Origin of the sequence: Prodigiosinella confusarubida (genome assembly GCF_002847015.1) — a bacterium.
Classification (GTDB): Bacteria; Pseudomonadota; Gammaproteobacteria; order Enterobacterales; family Enterobacteriaceae; genus Prodigiosinella; species Prodigiosinella aquatilis.
On sequence record NZ_CP025085.1, the window covers coordinates 1,444,606 to 1,460,046 of the forward strand.

The window sequence follows — 15,441 nt, forward strand, 5'->3', positions numbered from 1 at the left end:
TGCATCCTTAGCGAATTAGTCATCATATTGTGGGCCAGCGTAATTATCGAAACGCGACCACTGCCCGTTAAAGGTCAAGCGCACAGTACCGATAGGGCCGTTACGCTGTTTCCCTAAAATAATTTCGGCGATACCTTTCATATCACTGCTTTCATGATAAACCTCGTCACGGTAGATAAACATAATCAGGTCGGCGTCTTGCTCGATGGAGCCGGATTCACGCAGGTCTGAGTTTATCGGACGTTTATCGGCGCGTTGTTCCAGCCCGCGATTGAGCTGTGACAGCGCCACTACCGGGACTTGCAATTCTTTTGCCAACGCTTTGAGTGAACGGGAAATTTCTGCAATTTCCAGTGTGCGGTTATCTGACAGCGCTGGCACTCGCATCAATTGCAGGTAGTCGATCATAATCAGACTCAGGCCGTCGTGTTCGCGGAATACCCGACGGGCGCGGGAGCGAACTTCAGTTGGCGTCAGGCCGGAGGAATCATCAATGTACATATTGCGTTTTTCCAGCAGCAACCCCATGGTGCTGGAAATGCGCGCCCAGTCTTCATCATCCAACTGACCGGTGCGGATGCGGGTTTGATCGACGCGGGACAGCGAGGCCAGCATACGCATCATGATCTGCTCGCCGGGCATTTCCAGACTGAAGATCAGCACGGGTTTGTCCTGCGTCATGGCGGCATTTTCACACAGGTTCATGGCAAAGGTGGTTTTCCCCATTGAAGGGCGGGCGGCGATGATGATCAGATCGGATTTTTGCAGACCGGCGGTTTTTTTATCCAGATCCTGATAGCCGCTGGATACTCCGGTAACACCATCATGTGGGCGTTGATATAACTGCTCGATACGCGAAACGGTGTTTTCCAGAATACGATCAATACTTTTTGGTCCGTCATCTTTACTGGCCCGGTTTTCTGCGATTTGAAACACGCGGGATTCGGCTAGATCCAGCAAATCTTCACTGCTGCGGCCTTGTGGATCGTAACCGGCATCGGCAATTTCATTGGCCACGGCGATCATCTCCCGCACCACTGCACGTTCACGCACGATATCGGCATATGCGCCGATATTCGCCGCGCTGGGCGTGTTTTTCGCCAACTCAGCCAGATAAGCAAAACTACCCGCCGATTCCAGTTCGCCTTTCTGTTCCAGGGATTCGGAAAGGGTAATCAGGTCAATGGGTTTGTTCATCTCCAGCAGGCGCTGCATTTCGCTGAAAATCAGGCGGTGAGCCCGGTTGAAAAAGTCATTGGTGGATACGCGTTCGGATACGTTGTCCCAGCGCTCGTTATCGAGCATCAAGCCCCCCAATACCGACTGCTCCGCTTCCAGCGAATGGGGGGGGAGTTTTAGCCCTTCTACCTGACGATCGCGGGGTCCTGTCGATTTATTGGTCGGTCTTTTTTCTGCCATTGAGCGCATTCTTTACTGGTTGATTTACCCTAAGAGAGAAGCGCATTGTATATCCGAAAAGCAGGAATGACACGTTCTGGCTGTCATGGTAAATAAGCGAAAGCAGATATAACGAGGAGAAGACATGACCAAGCGTATTCAATTCAGTACTCATGGTGGGCCAGAGGTGCTGGAATATGTGGATTTCATTCCCCATGATCCTACGCTGAATGAGGTTCAGGTGGAGAACCGGGCTATCGGGATCAATTTTATTGATACCTATTTCAGGTCCGGTCTGTATTCCCCGCCGTCGCTGCCTTCTGGACTCGGGACAGAAGCCGCAGGGGTCGTCATCAAAGTGGGAGCCAATGTCAGAAATGTTAAGGTTGGTGACCGGGTTGTCTATGCGCAGTCTATGCTCGGTGCTTATAGTGAAATACATAATGTACCGGAAGATAAGATCGCCATTCTGCCAGATGCCATCAGCTTTGAGCAGGCTGCGGCCTCTTTCCTCAAAGGGCTGACAGTTTATTATCTGTTGCGCCAGACTTATGAAATCAAATCCGGTGAGCTGTTTCTGTTCCATGCTGCCGCAGGCGGTGTCGGCCTGATAGCTTGTCAGTGGGCGAAAGCCCTTGGCGCGAAGTTGATTGGTACGGTGAGTTCTGAACAGAAAGCCGCGTTGGCGCAGCAGGCTGGCGCCTGGGCCACCATCAATTACCGTACGGAAGATATTGTTCATCGGGTGCTGGAACTGACAGATGAACAGAAAGTCAGTGTGGTTTATGACTCGGTAGGAAAAGACACCTGGGAGACATCACTGGATTGTCTGAAGCGCCGTGGTCTGATGGTGAGTTTTGGCAATACTTCCGGGCCGGTAACCGGCGTTAATCTGGGGATTCTGAACCAGAAAGGGTCGTTGTATGTCACCCGACCTTCGTTGTTTAGCTATATCACTAACCGTACCGAACTGGCGCAGGCCAGTAGTGAATTGTTTTCCATGGTGGCCAGTGGCGCGATTAAGGTTGATGTGGCAGACAAGCAAAAGTTTGCGCTGGAGGATGCACAAGCGGCTCACCGGGTGCTGGAAGGCAGTCAAACCTCGGGTTCCAGTTTGTTGATTCCAGGGCTATAACCGGATTATCAGAAAGAAAAGCGCCTCCATAAAAGGAGGCGTTTTTCTACAGCGGTAATTCCATCGAACCGTATTGTAGGATACAGCGGAATGGTGTCATGGACGATGTCACTGAGTGACTATTATTGATTTCCTGACACCGATGAAATCGGTATTAGTGCGCATATAACCGCAACGCAACGCAACACTCACCAGCAGCTGATGTGCCGCACATCCTAACAACAGTGATAAGCGAAAAATATCTGTTGGCGCACAATTTTGCATGAAAATAGTGTGCATCAGCGCTTAACACGCCGTTTTTACTCTGATTTACGCTGTTGTCAGCGATAATAGCGTGTCGGTTTCTTTTGATAATAACGCCATATCCACACTACCAGTACAGCCAATAACAGCCAGGGAAGCAGTTTGATTGCCATAAAAAACAGTCCGCCCAGTAGCATAAAAAACGTAGCAACCACCAGCGCGGCGATGACACCCAACAGTGACACACCGGTCACCATCAGCATAATAAAGAAACCAATAACGAAGAAAATATCAAACATGGCCTGCTCCTGTGGTAACGATTCTGGATTTGATTGACCATCAATCATCTCAGTGGCCGCTATAGAGGAATAACAAGATCTGTGCCAAGAATATAGCGTAGATAACCTCTTGATTTAGCTGTGTTAGAAAACATTCCAGGTTTGATGATGTGGTCTAATACGCTAACTATTAGTATTTTACACCTGGTTATGCTCTACCAGTGACAGTGCTTTTTCAACTACGGCGACGCCAGCACCCGGTTTATGGACCTGTTCACTCAAATAACGACGCCAGCGACGAGCACCGGGTATCCCCTGAAACAACCCCAGCATATGTCGGGTGATATGACCCAGACTGGTTCCCTGTGTCAGCTCTCGTTCGATATAGGGATACATGGTTTCGACCACGGTAAAGGGACTCGGCGTGTGATCGAGACCAAACAGCTGCTGGTCAACCTGTGCCAGCATACCTGGATTTTGATATGCCTCGCGTCCGATCATCACGCCATCCACATGTTGCAGATGGATTTTGGCCTCTTCCAGCGTTTTGATACCGCCGTTAATCGCGATGGTCAGCGCTGGAAAATCCCGCTTCAGTTGATAAACCCGGGAGTAGTCCAGCGGTGGTATTTCCCGGTTTTCTTTCGGGCTGAGACCGGAAAGCCAGGCTTTGCGGGCATGTACGACAAACGAATTGCAACCACCGCGTTCTGTCACTGTATGAATAAAATCACACAGGAAAGCGTAGCTATCCTGATCGTCAATACCGATACGGGTTTTGACGGTGACAGGAATGTTGACCTGCTCGCGCATTGCCTGCACACCATCCGCTACCAACGCTGCTTCCGCCATCAGGCAGGCGCCAAAACGGCCGTTCTGTACTCTATCAGACGGGCAACCGACGTTCAGGTTGATCTCATCGTAGCCGCGCTGTTCCGCCAACGCGGCACATTGCGCCAGTGCGGCCGGATCGCTACCCCCGAGTTGCAGAGCCAGTGGATGTTCTTCTTCGCTGTAAGTCAGATAGTCGCCTTTGCCGTAGATAATGGCGCCGGTGGTTACCATCTCGGTATATAACAGCGCTTGGTGGCTCAATAGGCGGTGAAAATAGCGGCAGTGGCGATCTGTCCAGTCAAGCATCGGTGCGACGCTGAAGCGGCCGCGCCAGAATGACGGCGACACAACGGTGGATTCCGAGGTCTGCTGGGGCGCTGATGCGGTTGATGGCTTACTCATAAACGATGCTGACTCACTGCCGGAGAGAGAGAAATAAGGGACGTAATATAACGTGATTTAATGATTTTTGGGATTGATATATCAATACAGTGACCGATAGCTGCTCGGTCTGGTTTACCGCGTTTTATCGGGCTGATTTCGGCATCATGCACCATACGGTTGATCGTCGGGGTTATCCCTGATCATCTCGTTCGGCTTCAACATCAATATACAACGCGTCGTAACGCCAGTATTCGCAGTCACAATCAATGATTCTGTCGTATTGATCTCGGTTGATACGGGTAATAAACAAAGCCGTGATGGTGGAAGACCGCAAAGATCCAAGAAAAAAAGCCGGTAACCATATGCTGGTTCCGTTATTGGGCGAAGCCTGGGAAATCTTACAACGCCAGCCTAAAACAGATGAGCTGATCTTCCCCTACAACGGTAAAAGCGTCACCGCCGGTTTTCAACGGGTTAGAAAAGAGCTTGGCATCGAAGACCTACGCTGGCACGACCTGCGCCGCGAAGGGGCCTGCCGTTTATTCGAAGCCGGTTTTGTTATTGACGAAGTCGCTCAGGTCACAGGCCACAGAAATATCAACATCCTATGGCAAATCTACACCGACCTTTTCCCAAACCGGGTGCATGCGAAGTTTGAGCGGTTGCAACAAAGTAAGAGTCAACACTGATCTTAACACTGGGAAAAGTGGGAAGTTTTATAATCAGTTTGATATGGTAATCCTCGCTCGAATTAACTGACGGTACACTACTCATCCCAGCATAGAAAACGCGACTAACAACATTTTCTTCACAATTAGCGGATCTTCACCGCGAGCTAGCTGTGACGAAGCATGACTTAGCTGTGCATCGATGTAGGTAGCTGCAAACTCTGATGACATGTCTGCATTAAATTCACCTTTGGCCTGTGAACGCTCCAGCCATGCTCTGTAAGCAGTCAATGCTTGCTCCTGAATGAAATCGATTTGCGCTCGTGTGGCTTCCCCCAAATGCATTCGTGATTCGCGCATTTTTATTAAAAGACATCCCTTTGGGGCATCTTTACTGTCAGCAACTGAGGTAGCAAATGACACCAAGTTATTAAGCGTTTCTCGAAACGGAGCTTCACTATTCAGCATCTCCTGCACAGGGTTAAGCACCTCTTCTTGATACTTAACAATTACAGCTTTCATCAAGCCATCTTCGTTCAAAAACTCACGATAAAGCCCTGGTTTTGATACATCACATCTCCTGCAAATTTCATTAAGGGACAAATTGCCTATGTCCTCTTTCCAGTAAGCATTCATTGCCACTTCCAAAATGTGATCACGGTCTAGCGTCTTTGGTCGCCCTCTAGCTGCTTTAATTCGATCCAAACTCATTTTTATACCGCCTGGTATTTTAATTTGACAAACAACATTCAAGACATTATTGTACCAACTGGTATTTAATTAGCAATCGAATAGGAAATAAATATGAGTGAAGTAAAAAGAAACATAGTTATTACTGGCAGTAGCAGTGGATTTGGCCGTAAAGCAGTGAAAGATTTTGCAGATAAAGGCTATCAAGTGTTTGCCACTATGCGCAGTCCAGAAGGCAAGAACGTCGCTATAAAGACCGAGCTGGAAGCGTATAGCGATTCCATCCATGTTGTGGATATGGATATCACCAGCGACGAATCAGTGAAAATTGCTATTGCAAATGTACTGGCAAAAGTAGGCCAGATTGATATTTTGATTAACAATGCAGGTGTAATGTATCTAGGCATTACAGAGGCATTTAGCATTGCCCAAGCTAGAGAGCAGATGGAAACCAACTACTATGGCGCTATCCGAACTATACAGGCTGTTTTGCCCTCTATGCGCGAGGCAAGGTCAGGTCTGATCATTAACACTTCATCAATGGTTGGTCAGATCTCAGCTCCATATTTCTCTACTTACGCTGCGACCAAGCATGCTCTTGAAGGCTACCTCCAAGGCTTACGCTATGAAATAGCACCTTTCGGTATTGATATCGCAATAGTACAACCAGGCCCCTTCCCAACGGGTCTGAGTACTGCAGGACTGCAACCTACACGCACAGATATACTTGACAGCTATGGTGAATTGGCAAATATTCCTGCCGCCATATTCGAGGAGTTCGGTAAATTTATGCAGAGCGATCAAGCACCTGATCCACAGATGGTTGTAGATGCTTATATAGAATTAGCAGATATGCCTGCTGGCAAGCGTCCTACGCGCACTACTGTAGGCATGGTTTGGGGCGTGGATGTAATTAATGCGACTAAACAACCTATACAAGACCGTGTTTTGAAAGAGATGCAACTCGACAATGTTTTAGGTGGCGCTGACGTGTAACTTTTGGAAACAGGAACGAACTATTTTTTGCTCCTGTTTCAGAACTTATGTTTTGGTGGACTACCCCTAGGATCGTGGACACTCCTGGCCTATAGTTGGACTGCCCCCAAAACCGTGGACAGATCCTGTCCTCACGATGAGGCCCGTTCAAAAGCCTCGGGACTGACCCCGCCAAGGTGGCTGTGTCCGCTCGGTAAGACGCTCAGATAAAAACATTGCATCAACTAAGCTAAGCAAGCCTACAAAGCAGTCCGCGAATTTCGCGGGCTTTTAAGTTATCAATAAACCACTTAATACATGTAATAACTGTCTACTTAATAGGTTGAATATCCATAAGTGGACACTTATACTATGAATAAGTGTATTTCACGCACAGATAGAAACTATGCAACAGACCACAGCGATCCAGCGTTTAAGTGAGCTAGACCAGCAAGGGCGCTATGTATTTAGCCAGCGCGATCTGGAGAAAATCTTTTCTGAAGATAGCAAACGGACCCTGCATGCCGGGCTTGAGCGTTTGGTACGACAGAACATTCTGGAAAGGGCTGCCCGTGGCGTCTACCTCTTTGCTTTGTCACATCATAAAAAAGGTCCAGACACTCTGGAACTGATTGCCAAAACCCTACGGCGTGGTGAATACAATTACGTGAGCCTGGAATCTGCGCTCTCCAGTTATGGCGTGATTTCGCAGATCCCAATGGACAGGCTGACCGTGATGACCACAGGGCGTAAAGGTGAATACAAAACTCACTATGGCACCATTGAATTCACTCATACCAAGCGGCCGGTCAGTGAAATTATTCAGAGTTTCATCTCCATCAACCGGCCACTGCGGATGGCCACAAAGCAAGCGGCCTGGCGCGACCAAAAACGGGTTGGCCGGAATACTCATCTGGTCCAAAAGGAAATGCTGAATGAAGATTGACCCGGCTGATTTTAATGCACTGGTGGCAAAGGCAATGCAGCAGGCTGAAGTTGCCGCCATGCGACCCGTGATTGAAAAAGAGTTACTGCACTACGATATTTTGTATTGCCTTGACCAGGCAGGTTTGCTGAATGAGTTGGTGTTTCAAGGCGGAACCTCGTTACGGCTTTGTCATGGCGGCAACCGCTTCAGCGAAGATCTGGATTTTGCCGGTGGTGTCGATTTTTCTTCTGCCAGGCTGGCAGAGATGAAAACCTGTATCGAAGACTACATTGGCAAGCGTTATGGCCTGGAAGTCACGGTGAAAGAGCCTGCATCGCTGAAAGAAGAAAAAGAGTACGCCGAACTTCGGATTGATAAATGGCAAATTAATATCACCACAGCCCCCGGCCAGAAGGATATGCCGAGGCAAAAAATTAAGCTTGAAGTGGCGAATGTGCCCGCTTACACCAAAGAAGCTTTGCCCCTTCGGAACAGCTATGACTTTTTACCTGATGGTTACGAAGACACTCTGGTGTTTACCGAAACACTGGACGAAGTGATGGCGGATAAGCTGATTTCACTGCCTGCGACTCAACGTTACATTCGGCATCGTGATTTATGGGATTTGGTCTGGCTGCAGCAGCAGAACGCCAAGCTTAAGCCTGAGCTCATCCGTTTGAAACTGGCTGACTACAAAATTCCTGACTACCAACAACTGCTGGAAAGCCGGATTGCTTCGCTGGATGAAATTGTGGCAAGTGCAGCATTTCATAATGAGATGAAACGTTTTCTACCAACCAATGTGTATGACCGGACTTTGGGGCAGGACAAATTTAAGTCCTTTATGCTGGGCACTTTGAAAAAAATGCTGACGGAGTTACATACACAGCTTTTCGGCAGTTCAACCCCTGAGCCTGAATTCAAACTTTAAGCTGTAGTGAATAGATAAAAACAGAACAAAAAACAGGCAAAAACGACAAAAATTAACGACACCTGCCCCATATCTGCCCCATGAGAATCTCAGCCTTTGCCAAATAAGGGTTGCAGCCAAGATCTCACCAGTCAAGCATCGGCGCGACGCTGAAGCGGCCGCGCCAGAATGACGGCGACACAACAGTGGATTCCGAGGTCTGCTGGGGCGCTGATGCGGTTGATGGCTTACTCATAAACGATGCTGACTCACTGCCGGAGAGAGAGAAATAAGGGACGTAATATAACGTGATTTAATGATTTTTGGGATTGATATATCAATACAGTGACCGATAGCTGCTCTGTCTGGTTTACCGCGTTTTATCGGGCTGATTTCGGCATCATGCACCATGCGGTTGGTCGTCGGGGTTATCCCTGATCATCTCGTTCGGCTTCAACATCAATATACAGCGCGTCGTAACGCCAGTATTCGCAGTCACAATCAATGATTCTATCGTATTGATCGCGGTTGATACGGGTAATAAACAAAGCCGGGCTGCCGGGGGCCATTTTCAGTATCGGCGCGGCGATGGTGGGTAGTGGTGTGGGGAGCATGATAAAACGTACCCGACCATAGCGAATGCCGTAGTGAGACCAGTAATAATTGGTTAGGGATTGTGTCAGATCGGCTTGTAGTAAATCGGGGAAATAGGCCGGATTGAGGTAGTGTTCCACGTATAACACTGCACGTCCGTTGATGCGCCGCAACCGTCTGATGCGGTAGATTTCCGTCCCTTCCTGTATCTCCAGATGCTGGCTGATTGACGCGCTGGCGGCGACAAGATTGGCATCCAGCACTTCCGTTTCTGCGACCCGCCCTTGTTTTTCCGCCATCTCATGGAAATGACTTTTGTGCAGCGGGTTATAGCTCAGGCGTGGTGGTGAGAGAAACCAGCCACGCCGGAGTTCACGGTAGACGATGCCCTGTGATTCCATCATGGTCAGCGCCTCACGCAATGTAATTCGCGTGGTGGAAAATTGTTCACTCAATGTGCGTTCCGAGGGCAGTCGGGCCGTAGTAAATTCTCCCTGGCGAATACGTTCAGTCAGGGCATCACAAATCTGAGTGACAGCAGTGGATTGCGTTTTCATTGCGGTAAAGCCTTAACGTAGTGCGACCTGCACCATAGCAGGGATTATCGGGAAATCAAATCTACCGAATCTTTAATGTTCATCGTGATGAAATATAACCGTCGCACAACTGTCATGTAATTTTCACACTATTGTGGTGAATTGGCGTGGTTATTGCTGGACTAGACCAGAGTACGTCAACCCTCCCATTATCTGGAGTATCATGATGAGAAAATTATTGTCTTCCGTACTAATCAGTACGGCGTTGCTTTCCTCGTATTCTGCCGTGGCGGCGGATAATTTGTCTGCGCTGGAAAAAGCGGCCCGAGCGGAAGGACAGGTTAACAGCGTCGGTATGCCGGACAGCTGGGCCAATTGGAAAGAGACCTGGAATGATTTATCGACCAAATACGGGTTGAAACACAGTGATACCGATATGTCTTCCGCAGAAGAGATCGCCAAGTTTATCGCGGAGAAAAACAATGCCAGTGCAGACATCGGCGATGTTGGCGTAGCGTTTGGGCCGATAGCGGTACAGAAGGGCATCACCCAACCGTATAAACCCAGCACCTGGAGTCAGATACCGGCCTGGGCCAAGGATAAAGACGGAAACTGGGCCGTGGCCTACACCGGTTCTATCGCTTTCATCATCGACAAACAGCAGGTGAAGAATATTCCACACAGCTGGGCCGATCTGTTGAAAGGCAAATACACGGTCAACATTGGTGATGTGGGGGCAGCTTCCCAGGCGGCGAACGGCGTTCTGGCGGCCAATTATGCGCTGGGTGGTAATGAATCCAACCTCAAGCCAGCACTGGCTTTCTTTGCCAAACTGGCCAAAGAAGGACGTCTGGGTTTAGCCAATCCGGGGCTTGCCAATATCGAAAAAGGGGAAGTGCAGGTTGGCGTGATATGGGACTTTAATGCGCTGAACTACCGAGACAAGATTGATAAAAGCCGTTTTGAAGTGCTGATCCCGTCTGATGGTTCGGTTATTTCCGGTTATACCACGATTATCAACAAGTATGCCAAACACCCGAATGCCGCCAAACTGACCCGTGAATATATCTTCTCTGATGCTGGTCAAATCAATCTGGCCCGTGGTTATGCTCGCCCGATTCGTGCCAAGTACATAACGTTGCCTGAAGATGTGAAAGCCAAATTGTTGCCGGATGCGGAATACAAGAATGTACATCCAGTGATGAATGCTGCCGCATGGGAGAAGAGCGTCAAAGCGTTGCCGCGTCAGTGGCAGGAAAATGTCATCATCAATATGAAACAGTAAGTCCGTAAATAGCGTAGTAAGTCGTAAAACGGAGCAAGTGGATGAGAACGATTCTGGTGGTGCTGGACGGACTGGCTTTTCAAGTGGCACGCGACGCCATGGGGTATATGCAGGCCGAGTGTGCGGCGGGGCGCGGTCAGTTGTATCAGCTTGAATGTGAGCTACCGTCGCTGTCCCGTCCGTTGTATGAATGCATCATGACGGGCAGGACGCCCGTCGAGAGCGGCATTGTACACAACGGGATTTCCCGGTTAACCCACGGGCGCAGTATTTTCCATTATGCCCGGGATGCCGGATTAACCACGGCGGCGGCGGCCTATCATTGGGTCAGCGAACTGTATAATCGCGCGCCGTTTGACGCCGTGCGCGATCGTCATACAGAAGATCTATCGCTGCCGATACAGTACGGCCACTTTTACCATGACGACAGCTATCCAGATTCGCATCTGTTTGAGGATGCAGAAAGTCTACTGCGCCGTTATCAGCCGGATTTTCTGCTGATCCATCCGATGAATATTGACGATGCCGGTCATCGGCATGGGTTGTCATCGCCGCAGTACCGTAACAAGGCACGAATGGCCGATGGTTATCTATCGCACTGGATGCCACGTTGGTTGGCGGAAGGGTATCAGGTACTGGTGACGTCGGATCATGGTATGAATGACGATCACAGCCATGGTGGTAGGTTGCCACAGGAGTGTGAAGTGCCGTTGTATGTGTTCGGCAGTGGATTTTCGTTGCGAGCCGATGCCGCGCCACAACAGACTGAATTATGCGGCGTAGTGTGCCAACTGCTGGGTGTGCCGCATGACAAACCCTGGTGCCGGGAGCTTCTCAGCATCAGTACGGAGAGGGTGATGGTGTGAAAAAAAGCTGGCTGAGTGGGTTGATCCTGTTGCCTTTTTTTGTCGTATTTGCCGCCTTTCAGATAGCGCCGCTGGTATGGATTACCATTAACAGTTTTTACAGCGACGTGAATGAAGCCTGGGGGCTGGCAAATTACGTTGATATTTTAACGTCGCCATTTTATCTACAGGCGATCCGTTTTTCGCTCGAAATTTCCTTTTGGTCGAGTGTCTATGGTCTGATCATCGCGCTGATTGGCGGTTATTCGTTGCGCCAGCTCGGTGCTGGTAGATTGCACCGGTTTGTAATGTCATTTGCCAATATGACCAGTAACTTTTCCGGTGTTCCGCTGGCGTTTGCCTTTGTGATTATGCTGGGGCTGAACGGTTTCTTGTCACTGTTGTTGAAACAATATGGTTTGCTGGGTGGATTCAACCTTTATTCACGCAGTGGCCTGATTATGATTTACACCTACTTTCAGATCCCGCTTGGTGTATTGCTGTTGTATCCGGCGTTTGATGGCCTGAAAAGCGAGTGGCAGGAATCCGCAGCGCTGTTAGGGGCCAGCAGAGGGCGTTACTGGCTGCATATCGGTATACCGGTACTGACGCCGGCCTTACTTGGTACTTTTGTGATTCTGTTTGCTAACGCCTTAGGCGCCTATGCCACCATTTATGCGCTGACCAGCGGCAACTTTAACGTGGTGCCGATCCGTATCGCCGCGCTGGTGTCCGGCGATATCTCACTCGATCCTAATATGGGCAGTGCACTTTCCATATTACTGGTGGCACTGATGACCCTTATTACTGTGATTCACCAATGGCTGCTGCGACGGAGTTATACCCATGTCGCCAAGTAATGGTTTTTCCGGAGGCAACCATGTTCTGTTCTGAAAAGCGTTATCACCAGCTGATGGTGTGGCTGCTACTGTTAATACTGATGTTACCGCTGCTGGCAACGTTGAGTTATGCATTGGCGACCGAGTGGGGGGCGCGTATTTTGCCGCAGGGCCTGACCCTGAAATGGTTCATTGCACTGTGGAGTGATCCGCGTTTTCTGGCGGCACTCGGTCATTCTTTACTGATTTGCTTCGGTTCGCTGCTGTTTTCGCTGGTGTTGGTGCTGCCAACGATGTTCGTCATTGCTTATGCCTTTCCGCAGTTGAATGCCTTGATGAATGTGTTAATTCTGTTGCCATTTGCCGTGCCCCCGGTGGTTTCCTCTGTCGGGTTATTGCAACTGTATGCCACCGAACCGTTGGCAATCACCGGTACGCCATGGATCCTTATCGGTTGTTATTTCACTATTGCCCTGCCGTTTATCTACCGGACCATTGCCAATAATATGCAGGCGATTAACCTACAAGAGTTACTGGATGCCGCGCATTTACTCGGTGCCAGTACCTGGCAGGCGGCGCTGTTGGTGGTATTGCCCAATCTGCGTAAAGGCGTGGTGATTGCCGTGCTGCTGTCTTTCTCATTTCTGATCGGAGAGTTTGTTCTCGCCAATATGCTGGTGGGAACCAACTATGAGACGTTGCAGGTCTATCTCTACAATAAGCGTGACGATAACGCGCACTTTACCAGCGCGTTGGTGATCTCCTATTTTCTGGTGGTGCTACTGATCACCTGGTTGGCCAATTATCTGAATAAAGAGAAAAGCTGAAGATGGCATACCTTGATGTAAAAAATCTCAATAAACACTATGGCCAGGTACAAGTTTTCCATGAGATCAACTTTTCTGCCGATGAGGGGGAATTTGTCACTCTGCTGGGACCGAGTGGATGTGGCAAATCGACTTTATTGCGCTGTCTGGCGGGGTTGACCCCGGTGGATAGCGGACAGATTCTGTTGCAGGGGCAGGATATTGTGCCGCTGACTCCGCAGCGACGAGGGATCGGCATGGTCTTTCAAAACTATGCGCTATTTCCGAATATGACGGTGGCCGGCAATGTGGCTTTCGGCTTGAAAATGCAAAAGCTCGCGGCGGAAGAGATCCGCAAGCGCGTAGCGGAAGTTTTGGCGCTGGTGGAGCTCAGTGACTACGCTACTCGTTATCCGCATCAGTTGTCGGGCGGGCAATCGCAGCGTGTGGCGCTGGCCCGCTCACTGGTGACGCGTCCGCGTCTGCTGCTGCTGGATGAGCCTTTATCGGCGCTGGATGCCCGTATCCGTCGCCATCTGCGTGAACAGATTCGTCGCATTCAACAAGAGCTGAATCTGACCGCCATCTTCGTCACTCACGATCAGGAAGAAGCGCTGACCATGTCAGACCGTATCGTGTTGATCAATAAAGGCGAAATTGTGCAGCATGGTAATGCCGAAACCCTGTACACCCAGCCGGCCAACCTGTTTGCCGCCGGTTTTATCGGTAGCTACAACCTGCTGAGCGCCGAACAGGCAATGACGCTGACCGGGCAAACCTTCAGCCATCAGGTGGCGTTGCGCCCGGAATCCATTTATCCCTGTTCCCCTGAGCAGGGGCTGGCCGGGGATATCATTGGTCATAGCCTGTTGGGTAATGTGATCCGCTATCGTGTGCGGGTAAAAGGGATTGAACTGCTGGTGGATGTGCTGAATCGCTCGGTTGACGATCTGTATCCGGATGGCAGCCGCATCGGTTTACAGATCGATACCGCGGTACTGCGGGAAGTTGCCTAGCCTTTATTGGCACATAGCGTCGACGCGCTATGCGCCAATAACCTGTTGCAAGCGTGCCGGGAACGCCTGTGCCACATCGTGTAACTGGGTAATAAAACGATCCACCAGTGCCGACGCCGGACGATGGTTCGGGCGTATCAGACTAACAGTAAAAGGGACATCAATGCTGAATGGTCGTACGACGACATCGGCTGATGCGGTGGCGTAATCCACCGCGGTTAGCGGATTGACGATCGACACACCAATGCCCGCCCGCACCATCGAACAGACAGATGCCGCACTGTGGGTTTCCAGCACCAGCCTGCGTGCGATGCCTGCCTCCTGAAACAGTTTATCCAGCAACTGACGATAGCTATCGGTGCTGGATAGACTGATAAACGGTTGGTTATTGAAATCATCCGGTGTCAGTACGGTTTTCCCTGCCAGCGGATGGCGCGCCGGCAGTACGCAGACTTCATTCAACTGCATCAGCGTTTGCCGCTCGGTTCCGGCGGGAGTAACTGTATTTTCCGTCAACCCCAGGTCATGTCGCTGGGCTGAAAGCCACTCCTCCAGCAACGGGGACTCCTGTGGAATGATGTGCAGATTCAGCATCGGGTAGCAGGCGAGTAATGGCTGACAAACGTCGGGTAACAGTGATTGTGAAAACACCGGCAGACAGGCCACCGATAAGTGCGCCTGTTGAAAGCGGCGGATATCCTGTGCGGCACTGACGATACGCTCCAGCCCGTAATAGGATCGCTGTACTTCTTCAAATAGCTGCAATCCCTGTGCGGTAGGGTGCAGGCGACCGCGTACCCGCTCAAACAGTTGCATCTGTATCAGTCGCTCAAAACGTGCCAGTTCCCGGCTGACCGTCGGTTGCGAGGTATTCAGCAACGTGGCGGCTTCTGTCAGGTTGCCGGTGGTCATTACCGCATGAAAAATTTCGATATGTCGCAGGGAAATGTCAGCCATAAACCCGTCTCGATGGATAGCGTCAACCTATATCATAGATGAATAGATTCTGCGTAAAAGGATATTTGTTTACCTTCCGGGGACTCTTCACAATATTCCACATTCCATCGTTTATTTTTT

The 15,441-nt window shown here is 50.0% G+C and carries 15 protein-coding genes and 2 pseudogenes; 10 read left to right on the forward strand and 7 right to left on the reverse strand.

Annotation, left to right across the window (positions count from 1 at the left end):
• Positions 1–15 precede the first annotated feature (15 nt).
• The gene (gene dnaB / locus CWC46_RS06620) at positions 16–1,419 is read right to left on the reverse strand and encodes a replicative DNA helicase (RefSeq protein WP_021017659.1); all 1,404 of its coding nucleotides are present in this window, start codon (positions 1,417–1,419) and stop codon (positions 16–18) included.
• Between the two features lie 124 nt (positions 1,420–1,543).
• Here dnaB and CWC46_RS06625 point away from each other — a divergent pair, with 124 nt between their 5' ends.
• Positions 1,544–2,533 (forward strand): quinone oxidoreductase, encoded by a 990-nt coding sequence (locus CWC46_RS06625; protein WP_021017658.1) that lies wholly within the window; start codon positions 1,544–1,546, stop codon positions 2,531–2,533.
• 320 nt (positions 2,534–2,853) lie between these two features.
• Here CWC46_RS06625 and pspG read toward each other — a convergent pair whose 3' ends face one another.
• The 3 genes and pseudogenes from pspG to CWC46_RS23215 form a co-directional block, all read right to left on the reverse strand.
• Complete coding sequence (gene pspG, locus CWC46_RS06630) at positions 2,854–3,075, reverse strand: envelope stress response protein PspG (RefSeq protein WP_021017657.1); 222 nt, start codon at positions 3,073–3,075, stop codon at positions 2,854–2,856.
• A gap of 177 nt (positions 3,076–3,252) precedes the next feature.
• A complete protein-coding gene (gene dusA / locus CWC46_RS06635) occupies positions 3,253–4,290 on the reverse strand; it encodes a tRNA dihydrouridine(20/20a) synthase DusA (protein WP_021017656.1) in 1,038 nt (345 codons plus the stop codon).
• A 172-nt stretch (positions 4,291–4,462) separates the two neighbouring features.
• Positions 4,463–4,585 (reverse strand): annotated as a pseudogene (locus CWC46_RS23215) (MFS transporter); the annotation flags it as partial.
• Here CWC46_RS23215 and CWC46_RS06645 point away from each other — a divergent pair.
• Positions 4,581–4,961, forward strand: a pseudogene (locus tag CWC46_RS06645) (tyrosine-type recombinase/integrase); the annotation flags it as partial. The pseudogenes CWC46_RS23215 and CWC46_RS06645 overlap by 5 nt on opposite strands.
• Positions 4,962–5,042: 81 nt before the next feature.
• Here CWC46_RS06645 and CWC46_RS06650 read toward each other — a convergent pair.
• Positions 5,043–5,651 (reverse strand): TetR/AcrR family transcriptional regulator, encoded by a 609-nt coding sequence (locus CWC46_RS06650; RefSeq protein WP_021017654.1) that lies wholly within the window; start codon positions 5,649–5,651, stop codon positions 5,043–5,045.
• A 93-nt stretch (positions 5,652–5,744) separates the two neighbouring features.
• Here CWC46_RS06650 and CWC46_RS06655 point away from each other — a divergent pair, with 93 nt between their 5' ends.
• The 3 genes from CWC46_RS06655 (at position 5,745) to CWC46_RS06670 (ending at position 8,464) form a co-directional block, all read left to right on the forward strand.
• Positions 5,745–6,626, forward strand: a complete 882-nt coding sequence (locus CWC46_RS06655) for an SDR family oxidoreductase (protein WP_021017653.1) — start codon at positions 5,745–5,747, stop codon at positions 6,624–6,626.
• Between the two features lie 385 nt (positions 6,627–7,011).
• A complete protein-coding gene (gene abiEi / locus CWC46_RS06665; protein ID WP_021017652.1) occupies positions 7,012–7,551 on the forward strand; it encodes a type IV toxin-antitoxin system AbiEi family antitoxin in 540 nt (179 codons plus the stop codon).
• The gene (locus CWC46_RS06670; RefSeq protein ID WP_021017651.1) at positions 7,541–8,464 is read left to right on the forward strand and encodes a nucleotidyl transferase AbiEii/AbiGii toxin family protein; all 924 of its coding nucleotides are present in this window, start codon (positions 7,541–7,543) and stop codon (positions 8,462–8,464) included. Before abiEi ends, CWC46_RS06670 begins: the two co-directional genes overlap by 11 nt.
• 407 nt (positions 8,465–8,871) lie before the next feature.
• Here CWC46_RS06670 and CWC46_RS06675 read toward each other — a convergent pair whose 3' ends face one another.
• On the reverse strand, positions 8,872–9,594 hold the full coding sequence (locus CWC46_RS06675; RefSeq protein ID WP_021017650.1) for a UTRA domain-containing protein: 723 nt from the start codon (positions 9,592–9,594) through the stop codon (positions 8,872–8,874).
• 205 nt (positions 9,595–9,799) lie between these two features.
• Between CWC46_RS06675 and CWC46_RS06680 the strand changes: the two genes are divergently transcribed.
• Genes CWC46_RS06680 through CWC46_RS06700 form a run of 5 tightly spaced genes read left to right on the forward strand, consistent with a single transcriptional unit; the run spans position 9,800 to position 14,364 of the window.
• Positions 9,800–10,858, forward strand: coding sequence for an ABC transporter substrate-binding protein (locus tag CWC46_RS06680; protein ID WP_021017649.1), 1,059 nt, complete (start codon positions 9,800–9,802; stop codon positions 10,856–10,858).
• A gap of 41 nt (positions 10,859–10,899) precedes the next feature.
• The gene (locus CWC46_RS06685; RefSeq protein WP_021017648.1) at positions 10,900–11,724 is read left to right on the forward strand and encodes an alkaline phosphatase family protein; all 825 of its coding nucleotides are present in this window, start codon (positions 10,900–10,902) and stop codon (positions 11,722–11,724) included.
• Positions 11,721–12,563: an ABC transporter permease gene (locus tag CWC46_RS06690; RefSeq protein WP_021017647.1), complete on the forward strand. Its 843-nt coding sequence runs from the start codon at positions 11,721–11,723 to the stop codon at positions 12,561–12,563. The genes CWC46_RS06685 and CWC46_RS06690 overlap by 4 nt, the downstream gene beginning before the upstream one ends.
• A 20-nt stretch (positions 12,564–12,583) precedes the next feature.
• Positions 12,584–13,369 carry an ABC transporter permease gene (locus CWC46_RS06695; RefSeq protein WP_021017646.1) on the forward strand — a complete coding sequence of 262 codons (786 nt, stop codon included), beginning with the start codon at positions 12,584–12,586 and terminating at the stop codon, positions 13,367–13,369.
• Between the two features lie 2 nt (positions 13,370–13,371).
• Positions 13,372–14,364, forward strand: coding sequence for an ABC transporter ATP-binding protein (locus CWC46_RS06700; RefSeq protein ID WP_021017645.1), 993 nt, complete (start codon positions 13,372–13,374; stop codon positions 14,362–14,364).
• A 27-nt stretch (positions 14,365–14,391) separates the two neighbouring features.
• Here CWC46_RS06700 and CWC46_RS06705 read toward each other — a convergent pair whose 3' ends face one another.
• Positions 14,392–15,321 carry a LysR family transcriptional regulator gene (locus CWC46_RS06705; protein ID WP_021017644.1) on the reverse strand — a complete coding sequence of 310 codons (930 nt, stop codon included), beginning with the start codon at positions 15,319–15,321 and terminating at the stop codon, positions 14,392–14,394.
• Positions 15,322–15,441: the final 120 nt, after the last annotated feature.